The sequence below is a fragment of the Frankia sp. RB5 genome (assembly GCF_059816245.1).
On sequence record NZ_JCBATA010000017.1, the window covers coordinates 79,024 to 95,588 of the forward strand.

The following is a 16,565-nucleotide window of genomic DNA, read 5'->3' on the forward strand; positions in this document are numbered from 1 at the left end:
TGGCGACCCGCCGCGCCGAGTGCGGTCAGGCTGGCGGGTTCTGGCCGTTGCGAATGGGCCAGCGGGTGAAGTCCCGGTAGGCGCGCGACGGCGTCGGACCACGCTGACCCTGGTAACGGGAGCCGTAGATCGCCGAGCCGTACGAGTGCTCGGCGGGCGAGGTCAGTCGGAACAGGCACAGCTGGCCGATCTTCATCCCCGGCCACAGTTTGATCGGCAGTGTCGCGACGTTCGACAGCTCCAGGGTCACGTGCCCGGAGAAGCCCGGGTCGATGAAGCCCGCCGTCGAATGGGTCAGCAGCCCCAGGCGCCCGAGGCTCGACTTGCCCTCCAGCCGGCCGGCGAGGTCGTCGGGCAGGGAGACGACCTCCAGCGTCGAGCCGAGCACGAACTCGCCGGGATGCAGCACGAACGGTTCGTCCCCGTCGGGCTCGATGAGCTCGGTGAGGTCCTCCTGCTCGATGGAGGGGTCGATGTGGCTGTACCGGTGGTTGGCGAAGACCCGGAACCAGCGGTCCAGTCGCAAATCGATGCTGGATGGCTGGATCAGGTCGGGGTCGTGGGGTTCGAGACGGACCCGGCCCGCGGTGATCTCGGCCCGGATGTCCCGGTCGGACAGCAGCACGCCGTGGACGTTAGAGCATGCGCCGTCGATCTTCACCGGCCGCCCGTTGTTCCTCACGTTGGGACGTAGCGTGACGGGGGTAGGAGAGCCTTGCTCGCGCCGGAACACCCGAGGGGGACGGGGCTTCCGGCCGGTGGCGGCCAGCGGGCGACGGGAACGACGCGGACACAGGCGGGAGAACAATGCTCGGGCTACCCGATCACGTCGGATCATGCCTGTTCGATCTCGACGGTGTGCTGACGAACACGGCGACCGTCCACGCGGCGGCGTGGAAGGAGATGTTCGACGAGTTCCTGGAGAACTGGGCCAGCCGGTCCGGCGACCCGTTCGTCCCCTTCGATCTCGACCATGACTACGGCGAGCACGTCGACGGCCGGCCTCGCGTCGACGGGGTCCGCGCCTTCCTCGACTCCCGCCACATCCGCCTGCCCGAGGGCACCGCGGACGATCCGCCGTCCGCCCTGACGATCCATGCCCTGGCCAACCGGAAGAACTATCTCGTCCAGCAACGCATCCAGGCGGACGGCGTCGAGGTCTATCCCGGCTCGGTGGCCTATCTCCAGGAGGTCGTCGCGCGCGGAATCCCGCGGGCGGTGGTCTCCGCCAGCGCGAACTGCCGTGCGGTGCTGCGAGCGGTCGATCTTGAGCGGTTCATGGACGCGATCATCGACGGAACGGTCGCGGAGCACGACCACCTGGCCGGGAAGCCTGCGCCGGACACCTTCCTCGCCGGCGCGCGGGCCCTCGGTGTGACGCCGGAGCGGGCCGCCGTCTTCGAGGACGCGCTGGCTGGCGTCGAGGCCGGCCGGGCCGGGGGATTCGGCTTCGTCGTCGGCGTCGACCGGGTCGGGTCGGGGCACGCCGAGGCGTTGCGGGCGTACGGCGCGGACGTCGTCGTGCGGGATCTGTCCGAGCTGCGCGAGGCGGCCGCCCGGGGGCGAGGCCAGGCATGATCGACAAGGCGAGCTACCTGATCGAGCCCTGGTCACTGCGCGAGACCGGGCTTGACCTCGACGATCTCGGCCGGTCCGAGTCGCTCTTCGCGCTCTCCAACGGCCATATCGGCCTGCGCGGCAACCTCGACGAGGGAGATCCGCACGGCCTGCCCGGCAGCTACCTGAACTCCGTGCACGAACTGCGCCCGCTGCCCTACGCCGAGGCCGGCTACGGCTATCCGGAGTCCGGCCAGACGGTCATCAACGTCACCAACGGCAAGCTCGTCCGACTGCTGGTGGACGACGAGCCCTTCGACATCCGCTACGGCGACCTGCGCTCCCACCAGCGGGTGATCGACTTCCGGGAGGGATTGCTCAGCCGGGACGCGGAATGGCTCTCGCCGGCCGGCCAGCGGATCCGGGTGCACACGGAACGCCTGGTTTCGTTCTCCCAGCGGTCGATCGCGGCCTTCTACTACGAGGTGGAGGCGCTCGACGATCCCACCCGGATCGTCGTCCAGTCGGAGCTGGTCGCCAACGAGCAGCTGCCGGTGTGGCGCGGGGATCCGCGGGCGGCCGCCGTGCTGGAGTCACCGCTGATCTCCGAGCGGCACCTGGCCAGCGGCACCAGGGCCGAGACGGTGCACATCACCCGGCACAGCCAGATCCGGGTGGCGGCGGCGATCGACCATCACTTCGAGGGCCCGGACTCGCTGGCCGTCTCGGCGGAGAGTGAGCCGGATGCCGGGCGGGTGACGGCCACCGTGGTACTGATGCCCGGCCAGAAGCTGCGGATGGTCAAGTGGCTCGCGTACGGATGGTCGGAGCAGCGGTCCCTGCCGGCGCTGCGCGACCAGGCGGTGGCCGCCCTCGTCGCCGCCCGCCAGACCGGCTGGGCCGGGCTGGTGCGGGAGCAGAAGGAGTACCTCGACGCGTTCTGGCAGCGTGCCGACGTCGAGGTGGACGGCGATCCCGAGGTCCAGCAGGCCGTCCGGTTCGCGCTACTGGGAGTCCTGCAGGCCGGGGCGCGGGCCGAGCGGCGCGCGATCCCGGCCAAGGGCCTGACCGGGCCGGGCTACGACGGGCACGCCTTCTGGGACTCCGAGTCGTACGTGCTGCCGGTGCTGACCTACACGGCGCCGGACGCCGCCGCGGACGCGCTGCGCTGGCGGCACACGACGATGCCGCTGGCCCGGGAACGCGCCGAGCTGCTCGGCCTGGGGGGTGTGGCCTTCCCCTGGCGGACGATCCACGGCGAGGAGTGCTCGGGATACTGGCCGGCGGGGACGGCGGCGTTCCACGTCAACGCCGACATCGCGGACGCGGTCGCCCGGTACGTCAACGTCACCGAGGACGACCGCTTCGAGCGCGAGGTCGGCCTGGAACTGCTCGTGGAGACCGCCCGGCTGTGGCGCTCGCTGGGCCACCACGACCTCGAGGGACGCTTCCGCATCGACGGCGTCACCGGGCCCGACGAGTACTCGGCGATCGCCGACAACAACGTCTACACGAACCTGATGGCGAAGCGGAACCTGCTCGCCGCCGCCGAGGCGGCGCGCCGCCATCCCGACCTCGCCGCCGAGCTCGGCGTGGACGCGGAGGTCACCGCGAGCTGGCGGGACGCGGCCGAGGACATGTTCATTCCCTACGACCCGAACCTCGGCGTCCACCCACAGTCCGAGGGCTTCACCGAACACCAGGTCTGGGACTTCGAACACACCACGGCGGATCAGTATCCCCTGCTGTTGCACTTTCCCTACTTCGATCTCTATCGCAAGCAGGTCGTCAAGCAGGCCGATCTGGTGCTCGCGATGCAGCGATGCGGAGAGTCGTTCACCGACGACGAGAAGATTCGCAACTTCGCCTACTACGAAGCTCTGACCGTGCGGGACTCGTCCCTCTCGGCCTGCTGCCAGGCTGTCATGGCCGCCGAATGCGGCCATCTCTCCCTCGCGCACGACTACCTGCGTGAGGCCGCGCTGATGGACCTGCGCGACATCGAGCGCAACACCGGCGACGGCCTGCACATCGCCTCTCTCGCCGGCAGCTGGATCGCCCTGGTCGAGGGCTTCGGCGGCCTGCGCGACGGCGGCCAGGTCATCGCCTTCGCACCCCGCCTTCCCGAGGGCCTCACCCGACTCGCCTTCGGCCTGCTCGTGCGCGGCCGCCGCCTGCGGGTCGAGGTGTCCGACGCGACCGCCACCTACACCCTCTCCGACGGGCCCGCCATGACCCTGATCCACCACGGTCAGACGGTGCGCGTCCAGCCCGACGAGCCGGTCAGCCTGGACGTCCCGCCCCCGCCGGTGCTCGACCCGCCCCGGCAGCCGGCCGGGCGCGAGCCGCTGCGGTTCCAGCGCCAGTCGGGCGGGGGCACCAAGCCTGCCTCGGGCGCGGGCTCCAGCGCGGGCGGGTGGGCGAGCACCGGTGGCGGCGGGAACAGCCGAGGAGGAGCGAGCAGAGGGCGCATAGTGGGTGCCGTGGACGGCTGACCGTCACCGGCGATCCCCACGCTTCGGTGGCCTGGGCCTCCTGTATGATGCGCATGTACCACGCGGGCGTAGTTCAGAGGCAGAACACGAGCTTCCCAAGCTTGCAACGCGGGTTCGATTCCCGTCGCCCGCTCTATTCCTCCGCCCCTGGTCAGCTGCCCTTTCCAACCAGGGGCGGCGATCGTTCGGACGGTCTCGCATGAGCTACGGGCCATCCACGGGCCATTAAGCGGGGACCAGGGCCCCCGCGGCGCCGTCGTCGGGGTCGTCTTCCGGGCTCGTGTCGGTCGGTGGTCGGCTCGGCTTCGGCGGGGCCTGGCGGTCGCTGAGGCGCGCGTTAACGGCGTCCGCGATGGCTATGTCCGCGTCGGTAGACGTGTGCTGGTAGATGAGGGCGGCGCGCGGCGAGTCGTGCCCCATGCGCGCCATGAGGTCGCGCAGGCTCGCGCCGGGCGCTTTGGACGCCAGGGTGTTCCCGGTGTGACGCAGGTCGTGGAAGTGCAGTCCGGGAGCGCCGATCGCGGCCACGGCGTCCCCCCACTTCACGAGCGTCCGGAAATTCCCCCGCCGCAGAAGGGCGCCCTTCGGCCCGGTGAAGACGAACGCATCCGGCCTGTCCGGCACGTAGTCCTTCAGATGGGTGCGCAGGTCGGGAAGGATCGCGGCGGGCAGGGCGACGGTCCGAATCCCGGCGCGCGACTTCGGTGGCCCCAGCGTCGGCCCCTGGCCGCGGATCTCGACCAGGGCGCGGCGCACTCGGACGGTGCCGGCGTCGGCGTCGACGTCCTGGCGCTGGAGCGCCGTCACTTCCCCCCAGCGGAGCGAGGCGAAGGTGGTGACGAGGATGAACGCCCGGAATCGGGCGCCGAGCGCGTCGGCCAGCGCGTACACCTGCGGAATTGTCAACACCGGGCGTTCTGCGGCGTGCTCCTGGTCGGCGCCGGGCACCCGGCACGGGTTGACCCGGATCATCTCGTCCTCCTTGACTGCGGTCATGAGGATCGCGCGCAGTAGTCGGTAGGCCTTGGCCGCAATCCCGACCGACACGCCCTTCTTGAGCAGCGTCGCCCGCCACTCCCTGACCATCGGGGTGGTAAGCCTGCCGATTTGCACGCCACCCAGCTCCGGCACGATGTGCCGGTTGAACAGGCTGGTGTAAAGGTCGACCGTCGACGGGCGGAGGTTCGGCCGCTGCGCGATCCAGCGGGTTCCGTAGTCGGTGACGGTCACCTTCCCGCGTTCCGGATCGATCCACTCGCCGCGCAGCATCTGACCTTCCACGAGGGTCAGGAACCGCTCGGCTTCGCTCCGGCGGGCGAAGGTGTCGGGGGCGCTCCGCATCCGGCCGTCAGGACCCGGATAGCGGGCCTGGTAGCGGCCGGACTCGCGGCGTCGGATGCTGCCGAAGCGGCGGCGAGCGGGCATTAGCCGACGCTCCGCAGGTCGCGCCATACCTCGGAGGTGGTCAGCGGTTCGACGCGTCCGGCGGCCAGGTGGGCGTCGACGTCGGTGGCGGTGAGGCGGATCGATCGGCCGATGCGGTGGTAGGCGATGCGGCGGTCGGCGACCAGGCGGCGGACGTAGCGGACGCTCATGTTCATCCGCTCGGCGGCCTGGTCGACGGTGAGGACGTCGCCGTGGGGCGGGAATGGCGCGGCGGCCGGCGGATGTGCCGGGGCGGAGACCACACCGGTCGGGCCGTGGGCGTATCGGCGGGTGGGCGGAGGGGTCACGATGGGGTCGCCTTCTTCCGTGTTGAGCGGTGGGGCGGGCGGCCCTGGCGGGTGCTTGGCGGTGTTCGCCGGGGCCGTTTTTGGCGGTTTCGGGGCCTGGTTGATGGGGGCTGCTATCCGCTAGAGCCCTGGTCAGGCCGTGGATTGGGTGCTAGCGGTCAGATGAGACTCCTTCGGCGTTGATGTCCTGTCTTCCGACGGGACGTGGGCTTGGGGCGTGGGGGTGCTCCTTGCGGGGAGTGCAGCCCCGGCGGGTTGCTGGTAGGCGGTCGCCGGGGCCGCGTGTGGGCGGGTGGGATCGTCGCGTGGTGGGTGTGGGTTCAGGCCGTGCGTTGGTCCGTGGGCGCGCTGCTGCCGGGGGTATCCGTCCCATCCGTACCAAGCTCGTTTTCGCTGGTCAGGGGTGGTACGGATGGGGTTGCTGGTACGGATTGATCCGTACCAGGCAGGGGTGTTGGTACGGTTCGATCCGTACCGCCGGCGGGATCCGTACCGGGGTTGACCTGGGGTTTTACGGTTGGTACGGCTGGTACGGATACCCCCGGTGGGGTGGGGGTGTAGCGGCGCCAGGCGTCGGTGAAGTCGGCGGCGCGGTAGCCCTTGGCCTGTCCGACCGGGAACCGGATCGTGTCGCTTTTGATCTCGAAGTCGCGGAGGACGTCGCCCATCTTCTTGCCGGTGAGGCCGTTGGGTCCGCTGGTGGCCCAGGGGGCTTCGGGGTCGCTGTTGAGGGTTTTGAGGAGTTCCTCGGTGCGGGCGGCGGGCGGGTCGCCGAGGGCTGTGAATGCGGCGTGGATGTCGGTGAGCAGCCGGATACGGGTGGAGACTTCGGCGGCGTCGGCGGCCTGCTCGGTGAGGGCGAGGACGGCGCGGCGGGCGCGGGCGGGCCAGTGGGCGCCGGCGTGGTCGGCGACGGCGACGAGTGGTTCCCAGGTGTCGGCGGCGCGGTCCTCGACGGGCATGGCGGGTTCGGCGCGTTCCAACGCGGCGAGGTCGGGGCGTAGCCAGTCGGTGAGCTGGCCGGCGAGCGTGTTGAGGTGGGGGCGGTCGCGGCGGTGGCGGTAGGGGGAGACGGTTTCCCCGGGGGCGCGCCGACGCATGCGGACGACGACGGCCCGGTCTTCGATGGTGTCGGGCATGGCGCCGATGCCGGCGAGTGCGGCCATGGCGAAGGTGGGCAGGATCTCGCGGGTGCGGCTGACGTTGTCCCAGCGGATCGCCGGGCGGTTGCGTTGGTGTCCGGCGTTGAGCAGACCGCGGAGGTCCTCGTTGGCGTCGGCGTTCTTCCCCCCGAAGATCGTGTCCGCTTCGTCCACGAGCAGGGTCGGGGGGTCGTCGTCGATGGAGCGGTAGACGGCGGCGCTGGACGTGTTGACGGTGATCAGCGGGTTGTGGACGGTGGCTTCGGTGATGTCGAGGAGCCTGCTCTTGCCGCACCGCTTTTCCGGTCCGCGGATGACGAGGCGGGGCGCGTGGGCCCAGGCGGGTTGGGCGTGGGTGGCGGCGATCCACAGGACGACGGCGTCGGCGGCTTCCGTGCTCGGGAGCACGACGTAGCGGACCAGCGCGGCGCGCAGCATGTCGAGGAGAGCGGCGCCGTCGACCGGGGGTCGGGCGGTCATGCGGGGATCTGCCGGGGCTTGGCGGCACCGGCACGCAGACCGGAGCGGATGGTGGCCTCGACGCTCGCCCAGGTGAAGCCGTCAACGCCGATGTGGATTTCCGCAGCCTGCTTCAGCATGTCGGTGACCTCGCCGTCGGTGAGCGCGCCCCCGGCGGCGAGTTGTCCGAGTGCGACGGCGGACCGGAAGAGCGCAGTGTTCCGGCCCCCGGTGGTGGCGTCGGTGACGTAGGCGAGTTGCCGGCTGATCGCGGCGTTGAGGTAGGCGGTGCGACGCCCGGCGGGCAGGGCCAGGACGACGGGGCGCGGCGCGGGTCGGGGCGGGGTGAGGAGGGGCTGAAACAGGGTGGGGGGTAGCGGGGCGACGGGAAGGTCCCGGACGCGGGTGTAGGGGCGGCCGGCGACGTGGGTGCCGGCGGCGACGACCTGCCCTCCCCACGCGCGGGTGTCGATCCACGGGCCCAGCGTGCGGTTGGTGTTGCCCAGGCGGACGCCGGGCGGGGCGGCGTAGTAGAGATGCCAGCCACCACGGCCGGTGCGGACCATGTAGGTGCGGGGGACCTCGACACCGGCGCGGCGGGCGAGGACAGCGAGGACATCGGCGCCGTCGCGGACCTTCTCGGCCCGCCAGGCGGGCGGGAGCGGGGGGTCACCGGGTTTGGGGGTGTCGAGGTCGACGACGACTAGCCCGGACGGGCCGGTCGCGATCCCGACCCCGTGGCGGGGGTGAGCGTGCCAGTGGGCTTCGACCTGCGCGAGGTCGCACGTCGCGCGCTGCTCCCACGTGCGGTGCCCGCCAGCGCACGGCCCGGTGGCCGGGCAGTGGTCGACATCGTGGGCGAGCGGGACCTTCCGGCCGGGGCGTAGGGGGATGACGTGCCAGCCGCGGAACGCGGCGTTGAGCGCGACGGCGAGCGTGCCGGACGCGAACACGGGCATCAGCGCGGCTCCTTCCTGTAGGCGGGGGCGGCGGGGCGGGGCAGGCGGTCCGCGTGTGGCCCGGCCTGCCCCTCCTCGTCGCCGTGGGCGGGACGGCGTCTAGAACGGCGGTTCGTCGCTGAAGCCCTGCTCCGACTGGCCCGCGGTGCCGGCCGGGCGGGTCGGCGTGGCGGTGGACCAGACGTCGTCGTCCTGGCGGGCGCTGCCGCGGGCGGTGCGGGTGACGGCGGCGGTGGTGAACAGCAGGGACGGGCCGACGTCGTCGACGTCGAGGCCGAACATCGACCGGTGCTCGCCCTCGTCGGTGGTCCAGTGGTGCTGGCGCAACCGGCCCGTGACGATCACCCGGGTGCCCTTGTCCAGCGACTTGGCGGCGTGCTCGGCGGCCTGACGCCAGGCGGTGCAGCTCAGGAACATCGCGTCGCCGTCGGCCCACTGGTTCGTGGTCTTGTCGTAGCGGCGGGGGGTGGAGGCGACGGTGAACCGGCACATCGCCACCCCGTTCGGGGTGAACTTCAGCTCCGGATCGGCGGTGAGGTTCCCGACGACGGTCAGCGGGGTTTCGTTGGCCACAGGAATTGGTCCTTTCGCGGTTAGGCGGCGGGGTGCAGGAGTGACACGGGCGTGGTCTCTTCGCAGGTGAGGCAGTGGCCGTAGCGGGCGGGGATGACGTAGCCGGCGAGGGTGTGGCAGGCCGGGCAGAGGCGACGGCGGGCGCGGGCGGCGGCGAGCTGGGCGAGCCGGCCGGGGCTGGGCGGGTCGGCGAGTTGGGTGTGGGCGAGGTGGTAGAGGGCTGCAGTGCGGTAGCCGGCGCCGCTGCGGCGTGCGGGGTGTCCTCGCCAGGCGAGTTGGGCGACCGGGTCGGCGGTGGGGCGTAGACCCAGCGCGCGCAGCTGGGCGCGGGTGGCGAGATGGTCGGGGGCGAGCCGGTACGGGAAGGTGGGAATGCCGAACCGGTCGCCGCCGGGGTCGTGGAACCTCACGGCGTCACTCGGGGACGAGGTGGCGCTGCGCAACGACGGTCGAGAGTCCGGGGCTGCGCAGGAAGACCCCGCAGGCGCCGCAGTCGCTGGAGGTGGCGCAGCCGCGGGCGTCGGGGATGCAGAACACCTCTGCGACGGTCATCGGTTCGGAGGTGCGGGTGCGGCCGTCGACGACTTCGGTGATCCGGACCCGGCTGCCGACGCGGGGCGTGCTGGCCGTCACTGGGCGGTCCAGTAGCCGACGTGGATGGGCTTGGCCCAGGAGCTTCTGGCGCGCCGGTCGATCCAGATCTCCCCGTTGTCCTTGACGATCACCTCGTGCGGCTGGAGGCCGTCGCCGGGGGCGAACGCCTCGTGGTCGATGCAGGTCCGCCTGGCGATCTGGGCGCGTTGATCGTCGGTGAGTCGGGGCGTGGTCGTGGTCGTCTTGGTGGGCGTCGAGGGCCGGCGTGCGGGCCGCGGCGGCGGGTCGGTCCTGCGTGTCGCGGGCTGGGGTGCGGCGGCCTTCTTCGTGGGCTTCTTCTTCGGCGTCGGGGCGGCCGCGGCGGTCTTCTTCCTCGGGGTCGGCGTCGAGGTGGCGGGCTTCGCTCTGCGGTTTCCGGTCGCGGCGGGAGCGGCGGCGGTCTTCTTGCCCGTGCGGGCCTTCTTCGTGGCGGGCGGCGGCGGGGGCGGGGTGGTCTTCTTCGAGCGGAACAGGCCCATCTGCTTCTCCAGGTCTCGTGGTGGGGGTGGGGTGTGTTCAGGGGCGGGTGCGGGGCACGAGGCCGATGCCGCGGATCAGTCCGTCGGAGACGCGTAGCGCCTCCTGGTGGTGGTCGGGGCAGACGTTCATGCGGTCGCCGGCGGGGTCGGCGAGGATGACGACGGCGGGAGCGGTGCAGTCGAACCGTTCGCACACCGGATCGCCGCTGTCGGCGGTTCGTGGGCTCATGGGTGAGGACCGGCGGGCGCGAGGGCGATGACCGTGGCGTCGTCGCGGTAGCCGTCACTGTCCGGCTGGACCGCGCCGGTGATCGTGTCCGCGAGGGTTTGCAAGTCGTTCTGGTGGCGGAGCACCAGCGCGGTCAGCTCGGTCCCGGTGATGCTGTCGTGGACACCATCGGTGGTCAGCACCACCAGGCGTTCCGCGGGGATGACGACCTCGTAGACGGTGGCGACGACGGCGCGGCTCAGGGTGGTGCGCACCCAGTTGTCGTGATCCTCGGCGACGTCGGCGGGCAGGCCGTTGACGCGCAGCTGCTGGCCGACGGTGTGGTCGGTCGTGTACTGGCGGAGGATGCCGCCGGTCAGTCCGTAGGCGCGGCAGTCACCGATCCAGTGGATAACGGTGCTGTCCGGGTCGGCGACGGCGACGAGGGCGACCGCGTCGGGTTCCGGGCCGTCGGGGTCGTCGTCCGCGAGGAGGGCGCCGGCGGTGAGGATGCCGGCCAGGCCGCCGTAGCGGGCGGCGATGCGGGCGGTGACGTCGGCGGCGAGCTGGGCGGCGTGGGCGACCTTCGTGGAGTTGCCGATCCCGTCGACGATCGCGGCGACGGCCAGGTCGCTGGTGATGCGGATCGCGGTGGCGTCGGCGTTGTGGTCGCGGGTGCCCCGCCGGGTCGACACGGCGACATGGGGGACGGTCACTGCGGCGATTCGCTGCGGGCTCATCGGGTGTCCGCCGGGGTGCTGGTGGTGTTGAGGGTGGTGATGGTGGTGTCGAGCAGGGTGTGGACCTGGTCGAGGGTGCGGCCGTCGCGGTCGTTCCAGGCGATGACGATGTCCACGAGGCAGTCGAGGTTGATGCCGGCGGGGTAGTTGGTGCGGTCGGGGAGCTGTCCGGCGAGGGCGTCGACGGCGTCGGTGAACGGTCCGACGCCGCCGACCAGCCGGGCGGCGGTGATGCCGTCGTCGGGCGGCGAGCCGGCGGCCAGGCACAGGGCGCCGGCCAGGCAGACCTGTCCGGTGGGGCGCTGCCAGTGGTGCTGGGTCCAGCCGCGGCGGTCGAGTTCGGTGCGGGCGGCGCTTAGCAGGGCGGCGGCGGTGGTCGGGGTGGTCATGTCATCTCCGTGTGGCGGTGGGGGTCGGGGGTGCCACCGAGCCGGGTGATCTCGGTGTTCAGCGCGGTGATGCGCCCGCGCAGGTCGGCGGCGGCGTCGCCGCCCGGGTCGAGGCGCGCCAGGCGGCTTCTCCAGCTGGTGACCTGCGCCTTGCGGTCGTCGATCATCGCGGCGAGTTCGGGGTGCATGGGGGGCGGACGGCTCCTTGCCGGGTGGGTGCCGGGACGCGCGGGGCTGGGTCCTCGCGCGTCCCGGCAGCGGGTCAGCTGATCTCGTAGGCGCCGGCGGTCACGGCGTCGAGGACGCGGTGTACCTGGGCGTGCAGGCGGGGGTTGGCGAGGGCGTGGTGCACCTCGCCCGGGTGGGGGCTGGTCCAGGGGGCGGGCAGGGCGGCGAGGTCACGGGCGGCGCGGTGCAGCTCGGTGACCGGGCGAGCCCACGGCCCGCCGAGGACCAGGCCGGCGTGGCTGACCAGCGTCCAGCCGGTGCCGCCGCGGGGCCGGGTGACGTACAGGCCGCGGGCGACCTGCACACCCGCCACCCGCTGCGTCCCGCCGTCGGCGAGGGAGACGGTCAGCATCGTGGCCATCAGGCCGCACCGTTTCGACGGTTCTTGGCCTCGACGGCCCACAGCTTCTCCAGGTCGTCGAACGAGATACCGCTCGCCGGGTCCCTTTCGACCCCGTTCATCTGGTAGAAGTTGATGGACCGCCTGTTGGGAAAGAGCGGAGAAATTCTGTCGAGCACCTTGCTGGGGTCGATGCGGTCCGCCCATCCCGGGTGCGTCTCGTCGAGGTAGCGGGCGCCTCGCCCGACCCGGGTGGCGGCGAGTGTGCTGGTCATGTGATCTCCCAATTCTGATGGGCGAGCGAGATAGTCGATGTCGACACGGAGAAGTGCCCGTGGAGGTGGTGAAAGGCGAGGCTGTTTTCTAGCTGGCACCCCCGGTCTCGGGCTTCGGCTTCGGCCGGCGGACGTCGAGGGTGTCCGCCGCGTTGTTGGCGCGGTCAAGGACGACCGAGGTGGTGAGGCTGATAGCGCCCTTGATGAGGTGGCGGCGGTTCATCTCGCTGTCGAGGGCGTCATCAACCCGCTGACGGATCCGGCTCATCTGCGATTCCCTTTTCTGGTTTCGAGACCCTGTTTTTGGCATGGGGATAGCCAGTGCGCGGCAAAAGGGGGGAAGAGGAAGGGCTTACGGGAGTGGTTCTTGGTGGTTGGTGGGGTTAGCGGCAGCGGGTCATGCAGACGGCGCGGCCGCGGCGGACGGTGAGGGGCCGGCCGGTGGCCTGGCAGGACTCGCAGACCGGCATGGCCTGTCGTCTCGGCCGGCCACCGGCGGTAAGCGCGGGGTCTGCGGCCCGCCGCCGGCGGGTGGGTGCGCCGCCGAACAGGCGGCCCAGCAGGGTCATCGGGTGAGGCCGCTCAGGCGGGCGGCGTCGGCGAGGATCTGGTCGTGGTCGAACGCGAGCCGGCGGGCCTGGGCGAGGGGCGTCCAGGTGGCGGCGGCCGCGTCGTCGCCGGCGCGGGGGCGGGTACGGGCGGCCAGGGCGGTGAAGGCGTGGGAGATGTAGGGGCCGCGGGGGTCGCGGCCGGGCCGGTTGTAGACGGCGACCGGGTCGAGGGTCACCACGCGGATCCCGGTCTCCTCCCGCAGTTCGCGGATCGCGGCGGCGAGCGGGGTCTCGCCGGGGTCGACCAGGCCGCCGGGCAGGGCCAGGCGGCCCTGGAACGGGGGCCATCCGCGGCGGATCAGCAGCACATCGGCGGGGTCAGCGGTGAACAGGACTACGTCGACGGTCAGCGTGGGCGTGGGGCGGGGCATGGCGGGGTCCTTTCGGCTACGGGGCGGGGTTGGCCGGTGGGGTGTGCGCGTGGGCCTGGCGGACGGCCTTGCGTCGGGCGCGGCGGGTTTCGGCGGGGGTGCGGAACAGGCGGGTGCCGTGCTCACGCTGGTGGCGGGGGCACAGCGACTCGGAGTCGTAGAGGTGGCTGGCCGGGGCGTCGCAGTAGTCGCAGCACTCCGCGGCCGGGGCGGCGCTCACCGCTCGCCTGCGCGTGGGCCCCGGCGGGGCCGGGGCGGGCTCGGTGCTCATCGCGGACGTCCGTTCCGGCGGAGCTGAACGGTGAGGTCGCCGCCCCGGGCGGCGGCGGACAGGGACAGGACGCTGGCGATCGTGATGGCGGGCGGCCGCGGGCCGCGGCCGGTGGGGGTGGGCAGCTGGGTGCCGAGCCGGCCGGCGACGGCGGCGACCAGCCGGTCGGTGGCGTCGCGGTCGTGGACGCCGGGCACGTCGGCGATCACGACCACGGCGACCCGGTGCGTGGTGACGCTCACTGGTCGGCCTCGGCTTCGGCCCGGTGAGCGGCGCAGAACGGCGACGGTGTGTCGGCCGGCTGGGTGCAGCGGCGGTTCAGGCACTCGCCGTGGTTGAGCAGCCGGTCGAGGGGGCTACCGGGGCGGACACCGCCCACGGCGGTGACGGTGTGGTCGCGGTCGTTGCTGGACATGACCAGTCCTCCCTGTGGTTACTGTGGGTGATGGGTGGTGGGTGTGGCGGGTGGAGGGAGGGAGGCGGGCCACGGGGTGGGCCTGCCGCTCTCGGTGGGGGCTGCGGGGGCGTCGCGGGGGCGGCTCGCTGCTTCCCTGATGGCTATCTGTGCTGGTGGGGGCAGGGAGGCGGTGCAGGGAGGGGGTTAGGGAAGTTTCCCTGTGTTCGGAGCCTCTCCCTGATCGTTTCCCTCCTCCTGGCTGTCACGGAGGGCGATGGCCGCGTGGAGGTCTTCGGCGCGGATGACGCTCTGGCCGTCGGACTTGCGGATGGCGATGTGGTGGGCGGCGAGGGTGGCGCTGAGGGTCTGGAAGGTCCAGTCCTCGTAGAGGGCGGGGACGGCTTCGGCGAGGCGGGCGAGCACGATCTGGGTGCGGACCCGCTTCTCCCCGCGTAGCGCGGCGGCGATGTCGGCGAGGTGGTCGACCTGGACCGGTTCCGCGGCGGGGGTGGGGCGCTCCCCGAGGGGGATGTGGGGGTGCACGCCGGTCATCGCGCGGGCGATGACGTCGGTGGCGGCGTCCCAGCCGGTCTCGTCGTCGACGGCGATGTAGTACCAGCTGAGGATCTCGAAGCGTTCGGTGGTGGCGCCGGTGAGCAGGCTGGTGCCGCGGTCCTTGCCGGGGCGTAGCTCGGTGGCGCGGATCCCGGCCTGGAAGCTGCCGTCACCGAGGAACCCGTCGTTGGACCGCCAGGTCTTGACCGCGAAGCAGGCGTTGAGCTTGACCAGTTCGACGATCTTCGGGGGGATCGCGTCGGCGCGGGACGACTGGGTGTCGAACGCGAGGATGATCGCGGTCTTGCGGGCCCGGCGCAGGGTCTGCACGGCGAAGTCGGCGGCGGGTTTGCCGTGCTCCTCGTGGCCGAACAGTTCGTGGCACTCGGAGAACAGCACGACCAGGGGGCGCAGGTCGGGGTGCTTCTCCGCGACGCCGCGGGTGACCTTCTTCGCGCCGATCTCCTTGAGGCGTTCCTCGCGGCGTCCGACCTCGGCGTAGAGCTCTTCGAGGGCGGTGCGGCCGGCGGCGGCGACGCTGTCGTCGATCCCGCGGACGTAGCGGGACAACCGAGGCCGGTAGGCGTCGAAGTCGCCGTTGTTCGCGAAGACGAACACCCACAGCTCGGCGAGCGGGTCCAGGGCGGCGTCGAGCATCATGACCCGGGCGGCGTTCGACTTGCCCTGTCCCATCATCCCGCCGAAGACGATGTTCGCTTCGACCAGCGGCGGGGCGATGACGTCCCCGCGTTGGCTGGTGCCCAGCGGGATCCCCGCGAACACGTCGGCGGTCCCCGTGTGCAGCAGCGGATAGTCGGGCGCCGCCCGGCCGGCGGAACCGGCGTCGGCGACCCACAGGTCGACGTAGCCGGCGCGTTCGGCGGCGCTGGGCCAGACCTCCATCGGCGCGCGGGCGAGGTTGCGGGCCAGTACCGCCCGCTTGTCAGCGATCATGTCGGGGGTGACACCCAGCGGCAGGGAGAACACCGTCTGGTAGCCGCGGTTGTTCACCCGCACCGGTGGGGTGTCGAAGGCGACCTGCCAGCCTTCCCGGCTGATCGCTTTGGTGAGTGGGGCGATCCCGAGGTGGGCGAGGGCCTGCCCGATGCCGGTCGGGGTCACGATGAGGGTGGTCTCGTCACGGTCGGCGGGGGCCATTGCCCATCCCGGCACGGTGCCGCTGGCCCGCCCGGTGCGCCAGGCGACCAGCAGCCAGGCGGGGATCGCCGTGTACAGGCCGATCTGCCCGGCGATCAGCAGCAGTGCCAGGGTGATCCGGCCAAGGTGGGCGAGGAACGTCCAGTACGCCTGCCACGTCCACCCCGCGGCGCCGGTCAGACCGATGAGGATCCCGACACCGAGCAGCAGCACGCCGACCACCGCGGTCACGGACACTGCGGCGATGACCCCGCTGCGGATCAGGCTGGGCAGGGCCAGCAGCGCCTGGCGTCGCTTCGCCTTGGCCTGCGCGTACCGGTCCAACCACAGCGCCAGCGTCTCGGCGTCGCCGGCGGCGCGGGCCGCGCGGATCTGCTCGCGGATCGCCGCGTGCGTCACCGCGTCGGCCATCCGCCGCACCCACACCGCATGCCCGTAGCCGACGTGGACCAGGGCCCGGCCCACCGGCCGGGCGGCAGCACGCACCGCGTCGACCCGCACCAGCGGCCCCGGCCGGCGCGGCTCGAGCACCCCGCCCCCGGGACGCCAGCTTCCGGCGACCGGGCCGGCGGCGGGGCCGGTGACGACTTCCCCGTCGATGACCCGGTCCTCGTCCACCGCGACCAGCGGCGACCACGGCCCCGGCAGGACCATGCCATCGACCTCGTCGTCGGGCTGGTCGGGGGTGAGGGTGGGTTCGCTCATCGGGCACCTCCTCGGAAGGCGTTGGTCAGATCAGGTGGGAGAAGGACGGTGGAGGCGCCGAGCGGGCTGATCCCGGTCAGGCGGCCCACCGCGGTGTCGGCGCGTTCGGCGTAGGTGACGACCAGCGCGACCAGGAGGCCGACGATGCGCAGGGCCAGGACGACGACGGCGAGAGCGACGACCGGTGCGGCGATCCACCAGGGCAGGCGGCGCAGGTCCGCGGGGATGCTGCTCACCGTGGGCCGGCGCCGGTGGTGGGGTGGGGGGCCCGGCCCGCCGGCGGGGCG

24 protein-coding genes and 1 tRNA gene are annotated in these 16,565 nt (G+C 72.2%); 3 read left to right on the forward strand and 22 right to left on the reverse strand.

Translation table 11 applies throughout. The features are described 5' to 3' along the window. Positions 1 to 25 precede the first annotated feature (25 nt). On the reverse strand, positions 26 to 625 hold the full coding sequence (dcd, locus tag AC6EXY_RS11290; RefSeq protein WP_101833547.1) for a dCTP deaminase: 600 nt from the start codon (positions 623 to 625) through the stop codon (positions 26 to 28). Between the two features lie 182 nt (positions 626 to 807). On the opposite strand from dcd, the gene AC6EXY_RS11295 reads away from it, so the two are divergent. From AC6EXY_RS11295 to AC6EXY_RS11305, 3 genes are all read left to right on the forward strand, one after another. After that, complete coding sequence (locus AC6EXY_RS11295; RefSeq protein ID WP_101833532.1) at positions 808 to 1,578, forward strand: HAD family hydrolase; 771 nt, start codon at positions 808 to 810, stop codon at positions 1,576 to 1,578. After that, the gene (locus AC6EXY_RS11300) at positions 1,575 to 4,052 is read left to right on the forward strand and encodes a glycoside hydrolase family 65 protein (protein WP_499817315.1); all 2,478 of its coding nucleotides are present in this window, start codon (positions 1,575 to 1,577) and stop codon (positions 4,050 to 4,052) included. Before AC6EXY_RS11295 ends, AC6EXY_RS11300 begins: the two co-directional genes overlap by 4 nt. A 62-nt stretch (positions 4,053 to 4,114) precedes the next feature. After that, positions 4,115 to 4,185: transfer RNA gene (locus AC6EXY_RS11305), tRNA-Gly, on the forward strand. A 92-nt stretch (positions 4,186 to 4,277) separates the two neighbouring features. On the opposite strand, the gene AC6EXY_RS11310 is transcribed toward AC6EXY_RS11305, so the two are convergent. The 21 genes from AC6EXY_RS11310 to AC6EXY_RS11410 form a co-directional block, all read right to left on the reverse strand. After that, on the reverse strand, positions 4,278 to 5,477 hold the full coding sequence (locus AC6EXY_RS11310; RefSeq protein ID WP_499817316.1) for a tyrosine-type recombinase/integrase: 1,200 nt from the start codon (positions 5,475 to 5,477) through the stop codon (positions 4,278 to 4,280). After that, complete coding sequence (locus AC6EXY_RS11315) at positions 5,477 to 5,785, reverse strand: excisionase family DNA-binding protein (RefSeq protein WP_499817317.1); 309 nt, start codon at positions 5,783 to 5,785, stop codon at positions 5,477 to 5,479. The genes AC6EXY_RS11310 and AC6EXY_RS11315 overlap by 1 nt, the downstream gene beginning before the upstream one ends. 320 nt (positions 5,786 to 6,105) lie before the next feature. Beyond that, the gene (locus AC6EXY_RS11320) at positions 6,106 to 7,407 is read right to left on the reverse strand and encodes a DUF3631 domain-containing protein (protein WP_499817318.1); all 1,302 of its coding nucleotides are present in this window, start codon (positions 7,405 to 7,407) and stop codon (positions 6,106 to 6,108) included. Continuing rightward, entirely contained in the window at positions 7,404 to 8,345 is a 942-nt protein-coding gene (locus AC6EXY_RS11325; RefSeq protein WP_499817319.1) for a bifunctional DNA primase/polymerase, read from the reverse strand. Before AC6EXY_RS11325 ends, AC6EXY_RS11320 begins: the two co-directional genes overlap by 4 nt. Positions 8,346 to 8,444: 99 nt before the next feature. Next, positions 8,445 to 8,918, reverse strand: a complete 474-nt coding sequence (ssb, locus tag AC6EXY_RS11330) for a single-stranded DNA-binding protein (protein WP_499817320.1) — start codon at positions 8,916 to 8,918, stop codon at positions 8,445 to 8,447. A 20-nt stretch (positions 8,919 to 8,938) separates the two neighbouring features. Beyond that, positions 8,939 to 9,328 carry an RRQRL motif-containing zinc-binding protein gene (locus tag AC6EXY_RS11335; protein ID WP_499817321.1) on the reverse strand — a complete coding sequence of 130 codons (390 nt, stop codon included), beginning with the start codon at positions 9,326 to 9,328 and terminating at the stop codon, positions 8,939 to 8,941. 4 nt (positions 9,329 to 9,332) lie between these two features. Continuing rightward, positions 9,333 to 9,551, reverse strand: coding sequence for a hypothetical protein (locus tag AC6EXY_RS11340; protein WP_499817322.1), 219 nt, complete (start codon positions 9,549 to 9,551; stop codon positions 9,333 to 9,335). Further along, positions 9,548 to 10,030, reverse strand: coding sequence for a hypothetical protein (locus AC6EXY_RS11345; protein ID WP_499817323.1), 483 nt, complete (start codon positions 10,028 to 10,030; stop codon positions 9,548 to 9,550). Before AC6EXY_RS11345 ends, AC6EXY_RS11340 begins: the two co-directional genes overlap by 4 nt. 37 nt (positions 10,031 to 10,067) lie before the next feature. Further along, on the reverse strand, positions 10,068 to 10,259 hold the full coding sequence (locus AC6EXY_RS11350) for a hypothetical protein (RefSeq protein ID WP_499817324.1): 192 nt from the start codon (positions 10,257 to 10,259) through the stop codon (positions 10,068 to 10,070). Beyond that, the gene (locus AC6EXY_RS11355) at positions 10,256 to 10,978 is read right to left on the reverse strand and encodes a PP2C family protein-serine/threonine phosphatase (protein WP_499817325.1); all 723 of its coding nucleotides are present in this window, start codon (positions 10,976 to 10,978) and stop codon (positions 10,256 to 10,258) included. The genes AC6EXY_RS11350 and AC6EXY_RS11355 overlap by 4 nt, the downstream gene beginning before the upstream one ends. Further along, the gene (locus tag AC6EXY_RS11360) at positions 10,975 to 11,367 is read right to left on the reverse strand and encodes a DUF6197 family protein (protein ID WP_499817326.1); all 393 of its coding nucleotides are present in this window, start codon (positions 11,365 to 11,367) and stop codon (positions 10,975 to 10,977) included. The genes AC6EXY_RS11355 and AC6EXY_RS11360 overlap by 4 nt, the downstream gene beginning before the upstream one ends. Further along, positions 11,364 to 11,555 carry a hypothetical protein gene (locus tag AC6EXY_RS11365; RefSeq protein ID WP_499817327.1) on the reverse strand — a complete coding sequence of 64 codons (192 nt, stop codon included), beginning with the start codon at positions 11,553 to 11,555 and terminating at the stop codon, positions 11,364 to 11,366. The genes AC6EXY_RS11360 and AC6EXY_RS11365 overlap by 4 nt, the downstream gene beginning before the upstream one ends. A 74-nt stretch (positions 11,556 to 11,629) precedes the next feature. Beyond that, positions 11,630 to 11,956, reverse strand: coding sequence for a hypothetical protein (locus tag AC6EXY_RS11370; RefSeq protein ID WP_499817328.1), 327 nt, complete (start codon positions 11,954 to 11,956; stop codon positions 11,630 to 11,632). Next, positions 11,956 to 12,210, reverse strand: a complete 255-nt coding sequence (locus tag AC6EXY_RS11375) for a hypothetical protein (RefSeq protein ID WP_499817329.1) — start codon at positions 12,208 to 12,210, stop codon at positions 11,956 to 11,958. The genes AC6EXY_RS11370 and AC6EXY_RS11375 overlap by 1 nt, the downstream gene beginning before the upstream one ends. 88 nt (positions 12,211 to 12,298) lie before the next feature. Next, on the reverse strand, positions 12,299 to 12,478 hold the full coding sequence (locus tag AC6EXY_RS11380) for a hypothetical protein (protein WP_499817330.1): 180 nt from the start codon (positions 12,476 to 12,478) through the stop codon (positions 12,299 to 12,301). Positions 12,479 to 12,775: 297 nt separating this feature from the next. Continuing rightward, positions 12,776 to 13,192 (reverse strand): NUDIX domain-containing protein, encoded by a 417-nt coding sequence (locus AC6EXY_RS11385; protein ID WP_499817331.1) that lies wholly within the window; start codon positions 13,190 to 13,192, stop codon positions 12,776 to 12,778. Between the two features lie 16 nt (positions 13,193 to 13,208). Further along, the gene (locus tag AC6EXY_RS11390) at positions 13,209 to 13,463 is read right to left on the reverse strand and encodes a hypothetical protein (protein ID WP_499817332.1); all 255 of its coding nucleotides are present in this window, start codon (positions 13,461 to 13,463) and stop codon (positions 13,209 to 13,211) included. Next, positions 13,460 to 13,705: a hypothetical protein gene (locus AC6EXY_RS11395; protein ID WP_499817333.1), complete on the reverse strand. Its 246-nt coding sequence runs from the start codon at positions 13,703 to 13,705 to the stop codon at positions 13,460 to 13,462. The genes AC6EXY_RS11390 and AC6EXY_RS11395 overlap by 4 nt, the downstream gene beginning before the upstream one ends. Further along, entirely contained in the window at positions 13,702 to 13,878 is a 177-nt protein-coding gene (locus tag AC6EXY_RS11400; RefSeq protein WP_499817334.1) for a hypothetical protein, read from the reverse strand. The genes AC6EXY_RS11395 and AC6EXY_RS11400 overlap by 4 nt, the downstream gene beginning before the upstream one ends. Positions 13,879 to 14,064: 186 nt before the next feature. Continuing rightward, complete coding sequence (locus tag AC6EXY_RS11405; RefSeq protein ID WP_499817335.1) at positions 14,065 to 16,278, reverse strand: cell division protein FtsK; 2,214 nt, start codon at positions 16,276 to 16,278, stop codon at positions 14,065 to 14,067. Then, positions 16,275 to 16,514, reverse strand: a complete 240-nt coding sequence (locus AC6EXY_RS11410; protein ID WP_499817336.1) for a hypothetical protein — start codon at positions 16,512 to 16,514, stop codon at positions 16,275 to 16,277. The genes AC6EXY_RS11405 and AC6EXY_RS11410 overlap by 4 nt, the downstream gene beginning before the upstream one ends. Between the last annotated feature and the right edge of the window lie 51 nt (positions 16,515 to 16,565).